Source organism: Eubacterium uniforme (assembly GCF_900167115.1).
In the GTDB taxonomy this organism is placed as follows: domain Bacteria; phylum Bacillota; class Clostridia; order Lachnospirales; family Lachnospiraceae; genus Eubacterium_S; species Eubacterium_S uniforme.
Window position 1 is genome coordinate 1 of sequence record NZ_FUXZ01000009.1, and the last position, 17,281, is coordinate 17,281.

19 protein-coding genes are annotated in these 17,281 nt (G+C 31.0%); 2 read left to right on the forward strand and 17 right to left on the reverse strand.

All coding sequences use genetic code 11. From position 1 onward, the window contains the following. Positions 1-326 precede the first annotated feature (326 nt). From B5D16_RS07500 to B5D16_RS07560, 13 genes are all read right to left on the reverse strand, one after another. On the reverse strand, positions 327-815 hold the full coding sequence (locus tag B5D16_RS07500) for a hypothetical protein (RefSeq protein WP_078766375.1): 489 nt from the start codon (positions 813-815) through the stop codon (positions 327-329). A gap of 172 nt (positions 816-987) precedes the next feature. After that, positions 988-1,578, reverse strand: a complete 591-nt coding sequence (locus tag B5D16_RS07505; protein ID WP_078766376.1) for an HD domain-containing protein — start codon at positions 1,576-1,578, stop codon at positions 988-990. 72 nt (positions 1,579-1,650) lie between these two features. Continuing rightward, entirely contained in the window at positions 1,651-2,676 is a 1,026-nt protein-coding gene (queA, locus tag B5D16_RS07510; RefSeq protein WP_078766516.1) for a tRNA preQ1(34) S-adenosylmethionine ribosyltransferase-isomerase QueA, read from the reverse strand. 114 nt (positions 2,677-2,790) lie between these two features. After that, the gene (dtd, locus tag B5D16_RS07515; protein ID WP_078766377.1) at positions 2,791-3,240 is read right to left on the reverse strand and encodes a D-aminoacyl-tRNA deacylase; all 450 of its coding nucleotides are present in this window, start codon (positions 3,238-3,240) and stop codon (positions 2,791-2,793) included. Between the two features lie 73 nt (positions 3,241-3,313). Beyond that, complete coding sequence (locus B5D16_RS07520) at positions 3,314-3,970, reverse strand: HAD family hydrolase (protein WP_078766378.1); 657 nt, start codon at positions 3,968-3,970, stop codon at positions 3,314-3,316. A 99-nt stretch (positions 3,971-4,069) separates the two neighbouring features. Next, on the reverse strand, positions 4,070-4,276 hold the full coding sequence (gene rpmE / locus B5D16_RS07525; protein ID WP_078766379.1) for a 50S ribosomal protein L31: 207 nt from the start codon (positions 4,274-4,276) through the stop codon (positions 4,070-4,072). A 103-nt stretch (positions 4,277-4,379) separates the two neighbouring features. After that, positions 4,380-5,048 carry an ABC transporter ATP-binding protein gene (locus B5D16_RS07530; RefSeq protein WP_159444332.1) on the reverse strand — a complete coding sequence of 223 codons (669 nt, stop codon included), beginning with the start codon at positions 5,046-5,048 and terminating at the stop codon, positions 4,380-4,382. Between the two features lie 37 nt (positions 5,049-5,085). Next, on the reverse strand, positions 5,086-6,135 hold the full coding sequence (locus tag B5D16_RS07535) for an ABC transporter permease (protein WP_159444333.1): 1,050 nt from the start codon (positions 6,133-6,135) through the stop codon (positions 5,086-5,088). Positions 6,136-6,282: 147 nt separating this feature from the next. Further along, positions 6,283-6,687, reverse strand: a complete 405-nt coding sequence (locus B5D16_RS07540; RefSeq protein WP_078766382.1) for a DUF4418 family protein — start codon at positions 6,685-6,687, stop codon at positions 6,283-6,285. A 3-nt stretch (positions 6,688-6,690) separates the two neighbouring features. Further along, the gene (locus tag B5D16_RS07545) at positions 6,691-7,770 is read right to left on the reverse strand and encodes an ABC transporter substrate-binding protein (RefSeq protein WP_078766383.1); all 1,080 of its coding nucleotides are present in this window, start codon (positions 7,768-7,770) and stop codon (positions 6,691-6,693) included. Positions 7,771-7,786: 16 nt separating this feature from the next. Beyond that, a complete protein-coding gene (locus B5D16_RS07550) occupies positions 7,787-8,566 on the reverse strand; it encodes an ABC transporter ATP-binding protein (RefSeq protein WP_078766384.1) in 780 nt (259 codons plus the stop codon). Beyond that, positions 8,560-9,513, reverse strand: a complete 954-nt coding sequence (locus tag B5D16_RS07555; protein WP_242943014.1) for an ABC transporter permease — start codon at positions 9,511-9,513, stop codon at positions 8,560-8,562. Before B5D16_RS07555 ends, B5D16_RS07550 begins: the two co-directional genes overlap by 7 nt. Before the next feature lie 334 nt (positions 9,514-9,847). Then, positions 9,848-10,762, reverse strand: a complete 915-nt coding sequence (locus tag B5D16_RS07560; RefSeq protein WP_159444334.1) for a LysR family transcriptional regulator — start codon at positions 10,760-10,762, stop codon at positions 9,848-9,850. Between the two features lie 340 nt (positions 10,763-11,102). Between B5D16_RS07560 and B5D16_RS07565 the strand changes: the two genes are divergently transcribed. After that, entirely contained in the window at positions 11,103-11,285 is a 183-nt protein-coding gene (locus tag B5D16_RS07565; RefSeq protein ID WP_078766386.1) for a DUF4250 domain-containing protein, read from the forward strand. Between the two features lie 73 nt (positions 11,286-11,358). Here B5D16_RS07565 and B5D16_RS07570 read toward each other — a convergent pair whose 3' ends face one another. The 4 genes from B5D16_RS07570 to B5D16_RS07585 all read right to left on the reverse strand — a co-directional run bounded on the left by B5D16_RS07570 (position 11,359) and on the right by B5D16_RS07585 (position 16,232). After that, on the reverse strand, positions 11,359-12,873 hold the full coding sequence (locus B5D16_RS07570; protein ID WP_078766387.1) for a P-type ATPase actuator domain-containing protein: 1,515 nt from the start codon (positions 12,871-12,873) through the stop codon (positions 11,359-11,361). Continuing rightward, the gene (locus tag B5D16_RS07575; protein WP_078766388.1) at positions 12,874-13,776 is read right to left on the reverse strand and encodes a dihydroorotate dehydrogenase; all 903 of its coding nucleotides are present in this window, start codon (positions 13,774-13,776) and stop codon (positions 12,874-12,876) included. It abuts the gene before it with no gap. Between the two features lie 86 nt (positions 13,777-13,862). Next, a complete protein-coding gene (locus B5D16_RS07580; RefSeq protein ID WP_078766389.1) occupies positions 13,863-14,573 on the reverse strand; it encodes a dihydroorotate dehydrogenase electron transfer subunit in 711 nt (236 codons plus the stop codon). A gap of 348 nt (positions 14,574-14,921) precedes the next feature. After that, the gene (locus B5D16_RS07585) at positions 14,922-16,232 is read right to left on the reverse strand and encodes a dihydroorotase (RefSeq protein WP_078766390.1); all 1,311 of its coding nucleotides are present in this window, start codon (positions 16,230-16,232) and stop codon (positions 14,922-14,924) included. 393 nt (positions 16,233-16,625) lie between these two features. On the opposite strand from B5D16_RS07585, the gene B5D16_RS07590 reads away from it, so the two are divergent. Continuing rightward, positions 16,626-17,243, forward strand: a complete 618-nt coding sequence (locus B5D16_RS07590) for a hypothetical protein (protein ID WP_078766391.1) — start codon at positions 16,626-16,628, stop codon at positions 17,241-17,243. Positions 17,244-17,281: the final 38 nt, after the last annotated feature.

Below are 17,281 nucleotides of genomic sequence, written 5' to 3' on the forward strand. Positions count from 1 at the left end.
GAATCATCTGAGTCTTCACTATTGTTTTCATCACTAGCCAAGCCATCTTCACTCTCTATACCAACATACTTAGCCCATTTTTCACTATAATTAATGCTTGCGCCTTTTCCATCTATTATAACATTCTGAGCTATTATTATTCCATCAAGTGTAAAATAATCACAATCAATCTTTACAGTTCCAGATGGTGCATATATAATTCCCTTTAAAGAAACATATGTATTTGATATTTTAATATCACCTGTCTTTGAATATATAACAACACCAGAACCATTAACATTTAAGTTTCCTCCAAAACACGAAATATCAGATACTGCTCCTACAGATTAATTTAGATTTGTACTTCCATTCAAGTTCAAACTTCCATCAGTCCATATCTTTTCATCAATACTAATGTTCATGTTTCTAATTGAGTAATCTTTTTTATGATTATTACATCCGTCGCCAAACTCTTCACTCTTGATTTTATCATGAAGAATGATTAAATCCTTATTATAATCAAATGAATTATCTAAACTCTTATTACTAGAATCATTTGTATTTTTGCTATCTTTATCTATGATTTTTCCACTTATACATGGATATTTGGCTGTTGAAACAAACTTTCCATTAGTATATGCAGTACCATTAATTGTTAAATTCTCCGTATTTATTTTGATTCCTAATTCCTCATCCTCTGCATACAAAGTATAAGGATATTTTTCATTATTCCCTTCTTCCCCCTTTACTGGAACTCCAGAAATCAATCCTGTTACCATAGTACATGTTAACGCAACCGATAACACTCGTTTAATTACATTGTTATACATTCTCATCAAAGTGTCCTCCAATACTAGTTTTGTCAATATATATTATACCCTAAATGTTTTAGACACTTTCTAACTTTTTTCTAACTTTTTCTATCCATCTTTTATAAAAACCCATACAAAAAAGCAGATGTTATTTAAAAGAAATCTTTTATAACATCCGCTTTGGCATAGCTTGTCATTATTCGTCTATAATATGTCCTGCTTTTATGTTCTTCTTAATTAACTCATCAACTACGTCATATATCTTATCAGAACCAAGTTTTGTCTTCTCTTGGCGCTTATAAACTTGCGATGATTTAACCTGATGTAAAATCCAATCCTTTCCACCATTTGAATCATTAAGCATAAGTGGTTGTAGATTATCCATAGCATGAGCATACTTGCTTTCCGCTGTTTCACAAGCCTCAAACTCATCAAATAAAGCAATCATCTCTTCTTTCTGATCTTCTGGCAAAAGTGAATAGATTCTTTCCTTTGCCCTATCTTCTCTTTCCTTCTGAGTTGCAAGACCTTCACTATCATAAGCATAAGTATCACCTGCATCTATTTCAACTATATCATGAATAAGACACATAATCATAACCTTAGCAATATCAACTTCTTCATTAGCATAGTCTTTTAAAAGATAAGCCATAATTGCCATATGCCATGCATGCTCTGCATCATTCTCACATCTACTATATCCATCAATATGAGTTTGTCTATATATACTTTTTTCTTTATCAATTTCTAGAGCAAATTCAAGCTGTTTCTTTATTCTCTCATCCATACTAAAACTCCATCAATACATTAATATATTAAACATTCGAAAAATATCAAAAAACGTCCATCAAATAAATATTTATTTTATAAACATTGCATCCCCGAAACTAAAGAATCTATATTCTTCTTCCACTGCATGTTTATATGCATTTAATACATTATCCCTACCTGCAAGTGCTGAAACTAACATAACTAATGTTGATTCTGGCAAATGGAAATTTGTAATAAGACAATCAACTGCCTTAAACCTATATCCAGGATAAATAAAAATACTTGTATCTCCACTACCTGGAATAACTATGCCATCATCGTTCGTTACAGTTTCAAGTGTTCTACTACTTGTTGTACCAACTGCAATAATTCTACCACCATTTGCTCTGGCATTATTAATCTTATCTGCCTCTTCTTTTTCAACAACATAATACTCCGAATGCATATGATGCTCTAATATATTATCAACTTTAACAGGTCTAAATGTTCCAAGTCCAACGTGTAATGTAACATTTGCTATAATAATACCTTTATCTTCAATTTTCTTAAGTAATTCCTTAGTAAAATGAAGACCAGCTGTTGGAGCAGCTGCAGATCCATCATACTTTGCATAAACTGTCTGATATCTATCCTTATCCTTAAGTTCATGTGTAATATATGGTGGAAGTGGCATCTTACCTAACTTATCAAGTATTTCCTCAAAGATTCCTTCATACTTAAACTTGATAATTCTATTACCTTCATCAACAACTTCTAATATTTCACCTTCAAGTAATCCATCACCAAATGTAACTTCTGCACCAGGTCTTAGCTTCTTTCCAGGTTTAACAATACATTCCCATTCATCTGCAGTCTTTCTTTTAAGTAGTAAAACTTCAATTGCTGCACCTGTTTCTTTCTTCTGTCCTAAGAGTCTAGCTGGAATAACTTTAGTATTATTAATTACCAGGCAATCCCCTTCATTTAAATAATCAATAATATCGCTAAAATGCTTATCCTCATAATCACCAGTATTTCTATCAAGAACTAATAATCTTGAACTACTTCTATCTTCAAGAGGATCCTGCGCTATAAGTCTTTCTGGCAAATCATAATAATAATCATGAACACTCATTGAATTTTCACTTAGTTGTTTTTCGCTACTATCTAATACTTCTTTACTCATATCTTACACCTTTATATATTTGCTATAATTCTTTATTACTTCATCTTTATATATAATTATAACTTACATAATTTCATCACTATCTAAAACAATTGTAAATGGTCCATCATTAAGAAGTTCTACCTTCATATCCGCACCAAATACACCCGTTTCAACTTTACTTACTCTCTTTTTACACTCATCAACTATATAGTCATATAATGGAATTGCCAAATCAGGTTTAGCTGCTCTAATATATGATGGTCTATTTCCCTTTTTACAATCTGCATAGAGCGTAAACTGTGAAATAAGTAAAAGTCCACCACTTACAGCATCTAAATCTATATTACTCTTTCCATTTTCATCTTCAAAAATTCTAAGCTTTATAAGTTTATCAACCATCTTATCGGCTATTTCCTTTGTATCATCATCTCTAATACCTATTAAAACCATAAAACCATTATCTATTGCGCCTTCAACATTACCCTCAATGGTAACAGATGCATGCGCTACTCTCTGAACTATAAATCTCATAATATCCTCTAAAATCTTAATTTATACTATATAAAATATCCTATTAACACTTAAATAAAACTATAATTTTTATTTATTTATTCTTCTCAACAAAATCAACTAAACTATCATATGTTTCATCAGTAAATTCTCTTACAGTATCATCACAAGGTGTTAAATCTGGAATAAAAACTGTATTAACACCTGCTGTCTTGGCACTTTCAATTCCATTTCTAGAATCTTCAAATGCAATACACTCATCTGGTTTTAAACCTAAGTAGTTAACTGCATATTCATATACATATGGAAATGGTTTACCTCTTTTAACATCTCTTGCTGATATTATAATATCAAAATACTCTCTTATACCAGCTCTAGTCATATAATCATTAGCAACATTAACCTTAGATGCCGTAACAACTGCAACCTTAATACCTTTACCTTTAAAGAAATCAACAACTTCCTTAACACCAACCTTAGGTTCAATTGGAGTAGTCTTTAGCTCTTCTTCCATTAATTCACGTCTTTTCATTCTTACCTTAGTATATGCATCCATATCGCCATACCATTTAAAGAAACGTTCCGTTGCAAGTTGGTGATCAGTACTTCTAAGCGTATATACTCTGTCCATCTCCATATGATATCCACATATGTCAACTGCCTTCTTCCAGCATTTAACATATATCTTCTCTGTATCTATTAATGTTCCATCAAGATCAAACAAAGCCGCCTTAATATTACTTAAATCCATAATTATCCTTTCAAAATATAAAAAGAAGCGAAAACCTCCGCTTCTTCCTATAACTTAACGCATTATGCGCTCATCCCTAAGTTTAATAATAATTTTAAATTATTCTGCTGATAAGCCGTACTTTTTATTGAACTTATCGATACGTCCACGAGCTGAAAGTGCTTTCTGCTGTCCTGTATAGAAAGGATGGCAAGCTGAGCAAATTTCTACGTGAATTTCAGGCTTTGTTGAACCTGTTTTAAAAGTATTACCGCAGTTACATGTTACTGTAGCTTCGAAATACTCTGGATGAATTCCTTCTCTCATCGCGTTCACCTCTCAAAAAATATGCTTAATTTAATACTACATTGTTATTTAACAACTCTATAACTTTACCATATATCAAAATAATTTGCAAGTATTTTTAATTTTATTGTTTTATGAACTCCAATTTTTTATGATTATCAGCATACTCTAATGCCTCTTCTTCATGAGAACTAATAATAACTGTGCTTCCATTCTCCGCATATTTGCATAAAAGTTTTAATACTTTAACTACATTTTTATGATCTAAGTTAGCTGTTGGTTCATCCATTATTATATATCTAGGTGAATTTATAAGTGTCCTAGCTATAGCCGCACGTTTTAATTCTCCGCTTGATAAACTTGATGGAAATTCATTTCTTAATTCATGTAATCCCAATTCGCTTAAAAGTTCTTCAATTTTTTCCTCGTCAACTTCTGCACCTTTTTTTAAATCATTATTTAATCCATATACAAATTTCAAATTATCAATCACTGATAAATACGGAATAAGTTCAATATTTTGAGTCATTATACCGAGATGACTTTTTCGAAATTCTGATATATCTATATCATTTAAAGCGGTTATTTCTACATCACCAAAATATACTTTACCTTCTGTAGGCTTTGTAAGACCTGAAACAATTCTAAGAAGAGTACTTTTACCAACTCCACTTTCTCCGTGAAAAACTGTAAACTTTCCTTCCGGTATATCATATTCAAAATCTTTTAATACCACTTCTTCTCTTGTATTTCTTTTATACTTTTTTGTTATTTTATCAATTCTTATACTCATATCTTCCATCCAAGGTAGGTTTAATAATCTTAGTTTATTACTTAATCACTTCTTTAGGACATACCTTATTTATTCTCGTATATGCACATATTGGACCAAGTATAAATGTAATTAAAAAACCATATAACGCTATAATAATTTCTTCCTTTATCGTAGGTGAAACAAGTGGAATCTTATTTGTATTCTTTATAATTTGATAAAGAACAACGTAAAAAACAAATCCCAAAATCACACCCAAACAAGCTCCAGCAAATGATATTATAGATATTTCACTAATCAAAAAACGTTTTACTTTTCTTCTACTAATACCAATTGTCCTAAGTATTTCTATTTCACTCTTTCGTTCATTAAGAGTAATATAATATATAAAATATAAAAGCAAGATACTTACAACAACAATCAAAGCTATAATCAAAATATAAACAGTACTCATTTCTTTAAGTCCCGATGATAATTTCGATGATACCATATCAGTTGTTACTATATCTATTCCATCTATACTGCTAAGTTTACCAACAATTTGCTGAATTTGTGATTTATCTATAACACTAATCAATACAGCTGATATGTCATCAGCTCCGACTTCTTTTACAATACCTTGTCCAGCCTTACGGGCTTTATCTATCATAACAGGCATGTTTTTTCTAGATACAAATACCGTATTATCCATCATAGAGCCGCTTTCATCAAGTATTGCTGATACTTTATATGAATCACCAAACATCTTAAATGTTTTATTTTCTCTTACAGCAACTCTATCGCCTGCTATAATTTCTCCCTCATCTAATGAGTTGATGAATTTTTTATCCATCCAAGGAGTAACTGTAAAATCAGTATCAATATCTATACCTATTATTTGCGCACTTTGATCACAGCATGAAGCATCTAATGTCATTAGAAATGTCTGAGTCGATATTTTATCTATTCCATCAATGCTTTTTATTTTATCTACAATAGAATCATTCATATAAAAATAACTCTTCTGTGTAGTTAGAAGCATTCCTTCTATTTCATTTCCATAATTTTTTGGAACAACTATTATATCAGCTCCCATTCTATCTACAACATTTTCACTTCCATGTTTCATACCAATAATAATCAGGCTGGTCATAATTAGCGAAAAAGAAACCACAAAGCCTATTACAACCAGCCCGATACTACGATAGAATTTGGAACTTATACTCTTTAATATTAATTTATTAAAAGTTACCATTCTATTCTTTACCTTTTTAATTTATGCTTTTTTTACCTGAGTTAAAGATGCTAAGAATTCAACTACTGTTAAAATTACTATTGCAATACCACTAATTATAAGTAATGGTTTTGTAGTTGTATAACAATTCATTGTTTTCATCTTACAAACTGGTGCAATCACAGTTGGAAGAATAATGAATACAACTCCTAAAACCACCTGTGCTAATGATATTAAATTATTTACTGATATTTTATTAACAGCAATCTGAATAAGTGCAGTTAGTATCAAAACAATACTAAGTACGATTGCAATATGTTTTGTCTTATGACATTTTGCTTCCATCTCTCCCATTGAGCCACATACATGAGCATATGTAAATAAACTTACTAAAACAAATATAGCCTCTAAAAATAATAATGCGTTAATAATTCTTCTTGATTTCATAATCTATTTCACTTCCTTAAATTCTTTTGTATTTTTATCATATGTAACTGAGTTAGGTACACCATCTAATGTTGGATATACTCTTTTTGTAAAATCATCAATATCAAGTGATTTATCCAAATCTCCAGTCTTCTGTAAATCTTCAAATGATCTTGTGAATGTATCTCTACCAGCTTCAATTGAAGGATCATAATCTAACGAAGCTAAAATCTCTCCATATCTAACTACATCGTCATTACTTTCTGATGGCATATATCCTTTTTCAACCTGTAGTCTTGCTGCTTCCTCTGGTTCTTCCTGAACAAATGCTGCCGCTTTTTGAATTGCTCTTGTATAAGCTGCCGCACCTTCTGGATTATTCTTTATAAGTTCCTGTGAAACATATGCCTGGCAGCAATATTCCTTTGAGAATACTTCATCTTCACCAATATCTAATATCTTAATAAAATCATAGTTTTTCTCAGCATTATATGCTACAGGATCATGAATACCTATTGCATCTACTGCTCCATTATCAAGCGCTGTTGGTAAGTCAGTCATTGCATATGTTACAAACTGAATATCTGCTTTATCTCCATTAACTGTAAAACCTAATGAATAGAGTTTTCTTTTTAACTGTATTGGAGCTGAATCTGATAATGATGCAACACCTATTGTTTTACCTTTTAAATCCTCTAAACTCTTTACAGCTGAACCGTTCTTAGCATAGAACTTTGTACATCCTCTATGTAAACCAGTAACAAATGAAATAGCTAAACCATTTGATATAGGCTGCATTAATGTACCTGTAAGTCCGTAACCTGCATTTATTTCACCACTTGTAATCTGTTCAGTAATTGTATCAAGGTTTGATGTTACAATCTTATACTCCTGACCAATCTTTTTAAATTCTTCATCAAAATAACCATTAATGATTGCAATATGTACAGGTGCAAGACATAAACTTTCTTTGTTATTTAAAATCTTAACTACCTGTGCTTCTTTCTTGTTTTTATTACCACCATTGTTCTTACCACAAGCTGTAGATAAACCTGTTATCATGGATACAGCCGTTAATAATGCGACAAATTTTTTTAACTTCATATTCTCAAAACTCCTATTATAAATAATACTCTGGTTCTTTTTGTTCTCCAGCAAAGTTTAAAATCTCCAATATTTTTGTACGATATTTAAAGAAGTCATCACTTCCTCTAACTCTTGGTCGAGCTAATTCAATATCTATAACCTTCTCTATTTTTGCAGGTCTCGGTGTCATAATAACAACCTGATCTGATAAGTAAACAGCTTCATCAACATCATGAGTAACCATAATCATCGTCATGTTCTGTTCTTTCCAGATTCTTAATATTTCGTCCTGCATATTCATTCTTGTAAAAGCATCAAGCGCTCCAAGTGGTTCGTCTAAAAGTAATACCTTGGGATGTCCTACTAATGCTCTTGCAAGGGATGCTCTTTGATTCATACCTCCTGATAACTGATGTGGATATGATTTTTCAAATCCCTTTAGACCTACCATTTCGATGTACTCTTTTACATCCGACTTTTTTTCTTTATATATTCCCCTGGCTCTTAATCCAAATGAAATGTTTTTTTCAATTGATAACCATGGATATAAATTAGCTTGCTGAAATGCAAATCCTCGTTCATGTCCTGGTTTTGTTACCACTTCATTATCAAGATACACATTTCCTTTATCTGCTGGATTAAGACCTGCTATGGCACGAAGAAGTGTTGTTTTACCACAACCTGAAGGACCAATAAGTGAAACAAATGATCCCGGTTTGATATCTAAATTTACTCCTTCAAGTGCATTTACTACACTTCCATCAGGATTAACAAAACTTTTCGAAACATTATCAATTTTTATTTCGCCTACCATTTTATTACTCCTTTCTGCCATTCTAATAATCTATCTTTTATCCTAAATAAAAGTGTAATTATTAAATTACATAAAACAGCTAAAAGAATAAGTCCTGCATATACATTTGCGTAAAGCATCATACTCTTTTGCCAGTTTAAGTACCAACCTATACCAGATTTACATCCAAACATTTCAGCTGTTACTAATGTTATGAACGAACCTGTTGTAGCATAAAACACACCTAAGAACACACTTGGAAGTGCTGCTGGTATACCAACTTTAAATATCTTGTAGAATTTATTTGCTCCTAATGTATCAGCAACTTCGAAATATGTCTGCTGAACATTTTGAATACCATTACTTGTCATAACTGTAATTGGGAACCACACCGCAAGTGCTATCATAAAAATAGCTGCCTGATATGATGTACTAAAAAGTGATAATACAAGTGGCGACCATGATGTTGCTGGTATTGGTCCAATCACCTTAGTAAGTGGATTAACCCAATATGCAATCTTTTTGTTAAAGCCGACGCAAATACCTGTTGTAAAACCAATTATTGCTCCAATTGCAAACCCAATTATAAGTAACTTTCCTGATGATATCACACATTTGATAAGTAATTCTCTATCATTTATAAATACAGCAAATACTCTATCAAGTGATGGGAAGAACAATACTGGTAATAATGAATACTTACTACATACTATATTTATAATATTAAGAAGTAATACTGCACCTGCAAGAAGCGGTCCTATACCTTCAATCTTTTTTGATACTTTTTTATTTATAAAAGATATAATAAAAAATACTACATAAACTCCACCTAATATAAATAGAAAATATCTAAAATATGGTTTATCAGTGGCTGGTTGTAAATCCGAATTTGGAATCAACACATCAATTAACACTGCAAATAATAATGAAATAATAAAACTTATTTTCTTGCTTAATTTTAAAATCACTTTTCTAACTCCTTTAACATTCTTACTCCTTTATCTTTTTCACGTAACAAATCTTATCACATATAGCATATACTGTATAATCCTTGTAATTTATCACTTGTAATCACTGTAATTTATCGCGGAAATATTCATCTTACTTCCTCTTATTTTTCTATTAATCCAATAAAAAATCAAAAGAACTTAGCAGACATATAATCTAATTCTACTAAGTTCTTTTATTACTAATTTGTACTCATTTGATACTAACTATTTTATTTATTACTATACTAACTATTTAAATTATTAACTTTTTACTATACTAACTATTTAAACTATTAACTTTTTACTATACTAACTATTTTTCCGATTCTTCTTTATATCTATTTAGTTCTTCTATATATGCCTGTCCAATATCACTTAATTTGTAATACTTTCTAAGTATATATCCTATAGTAAGCGGATCTTCCTCTTTAAGTTTTATAGTAACAAATCCTTTCTTTAAAGTTACACTTTCTGTCATAATACCTGTTCCTATGGCATAACCATTCATCTTAGCCATAATCTCAGACGATGTTGCTCTATCATCAAGTTTTATAAGTTTATCAAAATCATAATCTCCCAGCGCTTCCTCTGTAAGATAAAAATCATTATCACTACTTTGATCAAATGTAACACACGGATAATCTTTAAGTTCACTTAGAGCTATTTCTGTTTTATCAGCGAGAGGATGATCCTTCCATACATATACATATGTATCTCTAACCATTAAAGGAAAGAACTCTAACTGATAATCCCTAAATATCTTTCTATATATATTTTCATTATTACTTGAATATGCTATTATTCCAATTTCACTTTTTAAATCCCTAACATTTGATAAAACATCATCTGTTTTTGTTTCATGAATAGAATACACATATCTCTCTTCATCAAATCTTTTTAATGTATTTACAAAAGCATGTACAGCAAATACATAGTGCTGCAAAGATACTGAAAAGTGTTTTTTATCTTTATCCTTCCCTATATATCTATCTTCAATCAATTCATATTGATTAACAGCTTTTTTTGCATATTCAAGAAAATCTCTTCCCTGACTAGTTAAAGAAATTCCTTTATTAGTTCTCTTAAATACTTTTATTCCAAGTTCATCCTCTAGATCATGTACTGACGCAGAAAGCGCTGGCTGCGTAACAAATAATTTGCTGGCTGCTTCTCTCATAGATGTTGAACTTGCAATTACTATAACATATTTTAATTGTAATATTGTCATAATAGTTCCTTCTTTCAGATAAATCATTTTCTTATAGGTATTCGCAAAATACGCAAATCTACCCACATTCACAATAACATATTTCAAATATATTTTATAATTCTTAAAATTTATTATCTGATATAAATAAAACTAATTATAGAATCATAACCTATCTAAACCATATATATCAAAATATATAATTCTATTATTACAATCACAATATTTATGTATATTCTATACATTGATATATATTCTAATATATGATATTATCCTTGATGGAACTAAGAATTTTAAATAAACAGATTAATTAATCATAATACGAATTAATCGTATGTATTAATAATATAAGGAGATTAACATGTTTAATACATTACCAAGCGATCCAATGATTTTAGTTAGTGTAGTTAATACAAAACTTCGCGATACATATTCAAGCATCGATTCACTTTGCGATGACCTTGATGTTGACAAAGACGAATTAATCGGCAAGTTAAATAAAGTAAATTACAAATATAACGCAGAAAAAAATCAGTTCATTTAAGAACTGATTTTTTTATACCCAATTAAATATTCAAATAATATTATATTTATTTAATATATTTTTATATCGTTTATTACTTTATATTTGTACTTCTTATAATTAAAATTACCTCTAACATAATCTCAATTAACATAGCTGTCACTATTGGCAATATTCCTGCCATAATTAATCCTATGGCTGCAAGTTTATAAAGAACAGCAAGCTTAATGTTTCCATCTGTTAATCGTTCTTGTTCAAAAGCAACTTTGATGTTTTCAATCAAAGGAACTGGATCATCTTTCATTGAAATAACTGATGCACTATGAAAATCCATAAAATCATCATTACTTTCAATAAGTCCACATGCTGTTCCTACACTTGCTCTTGAAATCATAACACTGTCAGTTTTATAATCTCCAATAAACATAAGCTGTGGCGAAAAATCATCCATACTTTTAAGTCTTTCAAACATCTCAGGCATTGTTAAACTTCCATAACATGTTCCTTCATCAATACCTGCTAAACTACCAGCTCTCTTAACTTCACCTTCGTTTGCATCTGAAAGAATTGCATATTTGCTGATTCCAAATGACTTTGCAATCATAACAGCCTTACTTGCAAATCTATGTGTTGCCATCTCAACATCAAACACAACCGCTCTAATTCTTGCAAGCTTACTAAGTGCATTTTCATCTTTTACATAAACACCATTTCTAAAACATTTATACAAACCAACAAGACCAGATATTCCAGCTGTACTTGTAATGGTTATACCACAAGTCATAAGCATAACTGAAAAACCTTTAATAATCCATGGTTTAAAATTTTTAAAGCCACCTAGTGCAGGAGCTAAAAACATGATTCCAATGGAGAACACCGTAAAAAACACCATTAAAATAATTGATAATGTAATTGCCTCATCCTCGGTCTTTGATATTTCAACGTCAGCATTTTTAATATTATCAAATAGCCTTGTAGTAAAACATGTCTTTTTATCATTTTTAACTTCAAGTTCTATTTTTTCATCAATTACATATACACCACTTTTAACAAATGCTCCCGGAACTACCGCCATAGTCCCACCATCATTACAAAATGGCGACATATCAACATGCGCCATTCCTTTTACCACATAACCATCAAGTGGAACTTTTTCTCCTGGATTAACCAAAATATTCATACCCTTTTCAATTTGAGTAATGTCAACATCTGCCTTAGTTTCTCCAACAACCATATGAACAACATTTGTTCCTAAATCAAATCTATTTATAATATCCTCTTTAACTGATCTGATAAGCGAATAAGACAAATCAAAAAGCATCCCATATATTGCCATACATAAAACAGCTTTCATATATTGTCCTAGTGCTAAAAACGCCAATGTAGAAATCACAACAACATGATTATATTCAAATATATCCTTATTTGATAACATATCCATGGTTTTTATAATCGGAGTTATAGCAACAACAAAATATGCAAACATAAAAAATCCTATTTTTATATTTTCATAAACAGATTCGTCCAATCCTGGATAATACTTTTGAAACGGAACAAACATTGCAACTGCGATTAATCCTAACGCAAATGCATACTTAATTATTTTCATTTAGACTATTCCTCTAATCTCCTCAATGCTTTCAATTCCATTATCAGCTAACCATTTGTCCATTCCATTTATAATATCAAGACTAATATCTGGCTTCATAAATGAAGCTGTACCAACCTGAATTACTGTAGCGCCAGCCATAATAAATTCAATTGCATCCTGCCATGTTGTAATTCCACCAAGTCCCATAACAGGAATATTAACTGCATGAGCTACCTGATGAACCATACGAAGTGAAATTGGTTTTATAGCAGGGCCTGAAAGTCCGGCATATCCATTATTAAATACAGGCTTTCTCTTATTAATATCAATTGCCATACCAAGGAATGTGTTTGTAAGTGAAACACCTTCTGCACCTTCTTCCTCGCACATACGAGCAAGTGAAACTATATCTTCTGCATTTGGTGATAACTTAACTACAAGTTTATGCTTACATTCCTTTCTAATAAGCTTAACTACTTCTCTTGCAGCTTCAGTCTTAACTCCGAAATTCATACCACCTTCCTTAACATTAGGACATGATATGTTTAATTCCAAAATATCTAAATTAACTTTATTAAGCTTTTCAACACCACTTAAATAATCATCAATACTATGACCACCAAGATTAACTATATTAACAAGTTCCTTGCTATTAACCCAAGCTAAATCATTCTCTATAAATGCATCAACACCTGGATTTTCAAGTCCGACACTATTCATCATACCCGATGGTGTTTCCCAAACTCTAATACCATCATTACCACCATGTGGATGTTCAATAAGTCCCTTTGAACATATACCACCAAGTTTTTCTATATCAAAAAATTCATTCATTTCTCTACCGAAGCCGCATGTTCCTGATGCAAGTGCTACAGGATTCTTAAACTTAACTCCAGCAAATGTTGTTTCTAATCTACTCATTTTTATTTCCTTTTCTAAACTAATATTCAAATATATATCATCTATTTGTAGGATTCATAACACTTAGTATCTATTTGCTACTATCATTATTCTCCCCATACTTCATTTGCTAAGAATACAGGACCATCCTTACAAACTTTCTTATTTCCATGATTTGTCTTACATGTACAAACAAGACATGCACCGAATCCACAAGCCATACGGTTTTCCATAGAAACGTAAAGTCTGTCATCTGTCTTTTCTTCTTTACACTTCTTATATAAAACCTGCATCATAATTTCAGGTCCGCATGTAAGAATGTAATCATACTTTGTTGTATCAATATCGTCTGTGATAAATCCACCAACGTTTACAATTAAATTATCACAAATTTTCTTGTATTCTTCTTCAAGAATTGGTGTACCACTAAATCCAAGATAAACATCAACTGTATTATTTGGATTATTCTTATATTCCTTAGCACTCTTAAAAAGTGGAGCTATACCTACGCCACCACCAACAAGTGCGATTTTACCACTTATATCCTCAGGAAATCCCTTTCCAAGAGGGCCTGTGATTTCTATGTCATCACCCTTCTTTAATTCACTTAAGATTTCAGTTCCCTCACCAACAATCTTAACTAAAAAGCTTACTGAATTATCATCACTATCATAAACGCTAATTGGCCTTGAAAGTGTAGGATAACTATCCCAAGCTCTAAGCATATAGAACTGTCCAATCTTACTTAATTTTTGATCTTCTACTTTTAAGAGAAAGAAATCTTCATCTATTCTCTCATTACTAATTACTTTGCTCATCTATAATTTCCTTTCATGCATTAATCATTATGAATTTTCTTCATTGAGTTAAATCGTTGTAAAGGATACAACGATTTAATCCCTTCGGGACACAAAGTCCTTTGGACTTTGCACATGTACGCTCTGAAAAATCTTTATGATTTTTCTTCGCTGAGTTAAATCGTTGTAAAGGATACAACGATTTAATCCCTTCGGGACACAAAGTCCTTTGGACTTTGCACATGTACGCTCTGAAAAATCTTTATGATTTTTCTTCGCTGAGTTAAATCGTTGTAAAGGATACAACGATTTAATCCCTTTGGGACACAAAGTCCTTTGGACTTTGCACATGTACGCTCTGAAAAATCTTTATGATTTTTCTTCGCTGGTTAAATCGTTGTATACAACCTTGCCCTTGCAGATTGTATATATAACCTTACCTGTAAGTTTTTCTCCAATAAATGGTGAATTCTTTGCCTTGGATTTAAAGTTATCTGTTACAATCCATTCTTTATTTTCATCAAAGATTGTTATATCTGCGTACGCTCCTTCACTAAGAGTTCCGCCATTTATATTATATATCTTAGCAGGATTTGTAGACATCTTTTCAATCAACTCACTAAGTGTTAATTCATTCTTTTTAACAAGATTTGTAATACCAAGTGCAAGTGATGTTTCAAGACCAATCATACCACTTGGTGCTGATGCCATATCCTTACTTTTTTCTTCACTACTATGTGGAGCATGATCTGTAACAATCATATCAATTGTTCCATCTTTAAGTCCTTCAATAATCGCTCTTCTATCTTCTTCTGTTCTAATAGGTGGATTAACTCTTGCAAGTGTACCCTTCTTTAAAACTATATCTTCAGTAACACTAAAATGCTGAGGTGTGGCTTCGCCATAAACCTTACCACCAAGTTTCTTTGCAAGTCTAACTACTTCAATTGTATTCTTTGATGTAATATGCTGAATATCACATTTAACGCCTGTAGCAAGTGCAATCATGCTGTCTCTTGCAGCCATTGAATCTTCTGCAAGTGATGAAGCACCACCATAATTGATTTCTTTAGAAACCTTGCCCTCATTAATACCCATCTGCTTAATGAATGCAGGATCTTCTTCATGAAGACTAATAGGCAAATCAAGCTTTTTAATTCTTTCCATTGCTTCTTTTAAAAGTTTCGCATTCATAATTGGAATTCCATCATCAGAGAATCCAATTGCACCAGCAGCTGCTAATCCTTCTATATCAGTTAATTCTTCACCTTTAAGTCCCTTAGTTACTGTAGCTACTGAATATACATTAATTCCTGTTTCCTTACCCTTATCAAGAACGTACTTTAGGGTTTCAACACTATCAACAACTGGCTTTGTATTACCCATACAAACAACTGATGTAAAGCCACCAGCCTTAGCTGCTTCAGCTCCTGTATAGATATCCTCTTTATATGTAAGACCAGGATCTCTAAAATGAACATGTACATCTACTAAACCTGGACATGCTACAAGTCCTGTTCCATCAATAATCTCTTTCTCATTTTCAATTAGATTAAGATCACCTTTTTCTTCTAATGATCCTTTAACTATCTTTTCAATTTTATCATCTTTAATTAAAATACTTCCAACTTCATCAATCGATGATGCTGGGTCTATAATTCGAATATTCTTAATTAGCATCCTTTCTCCTTAAACTCTTATCTATTATAAGATTTTTTCAATTAATACCTTATTTTTCCATCCTTTATATTTTAACAAATCTTTATAATAGTTACAACTTAAACAAAGAAAAAATACATATATTCAGGCATTGAAAAGGTCTATAAATAATATGTAGAATCCTTTATTATCCAATTTCAATGGCATAAATTATAGATTAATGTATACATAAATTTTCAGTCATAATAATCAACTCTGTTTTATAACATTAAATTTACTTGACTTTAATTATAGATTATGTTATCATTTTTCTCGCTGCGCAGTTTAATATGGGGATATTATCAATGTGGAGAATTTTAAAATTTATTCCGCATTTTTTTATTACTTATATTAACGAAAGGATACAAAACTAAAATGAAAAAAACAAATCATATTCTATTATCATCAATTTTATTGATTGTTTTAACTTTATCTAACCCAATCGATACTTACGCAAAGGTACAAACATATTATGGGCCAGAACATTCTTCTGGAACACAAATGATTGCCCATGCTACAAGAACAAAATATACATACGACTCAACTGATGACGATATATCATATACTCATGGCAATTGGAAGACTATTAATTCATTTACATGTAGTAAAACAACAAAAAAAGGACAAGCCTACACTTTATCCCATACAGTTAATACAATTTATAGTGTTAGCATTTCAGCTTCGATTCCATTTGAATTTATAGAAAAAATAGTACCTAAAAAAATTGAGGATATCATGAAGGGAAGTATCAGTGTTGGAGTAACAAAAAGTATTTCTGAATCAACAACATGTAGCTCAAGTGGCGTATTGTATAAAAAAGGAAACGTTGCTGAATTACAGATAAGAAATACAACAAAAAAAAGGGTAAGAATTGTAAAATGTCAAGATCAATGGCAAAGTATATCAGGAGAATGGAAAAAATCGGGTAAAACATACGAAAAGAAAATAATTACTACACACACTTATCCTGATCATCGAGTAATAGAAAAATAACACACTACTGTACAAAAATATAAAACAGCTATGTTCTA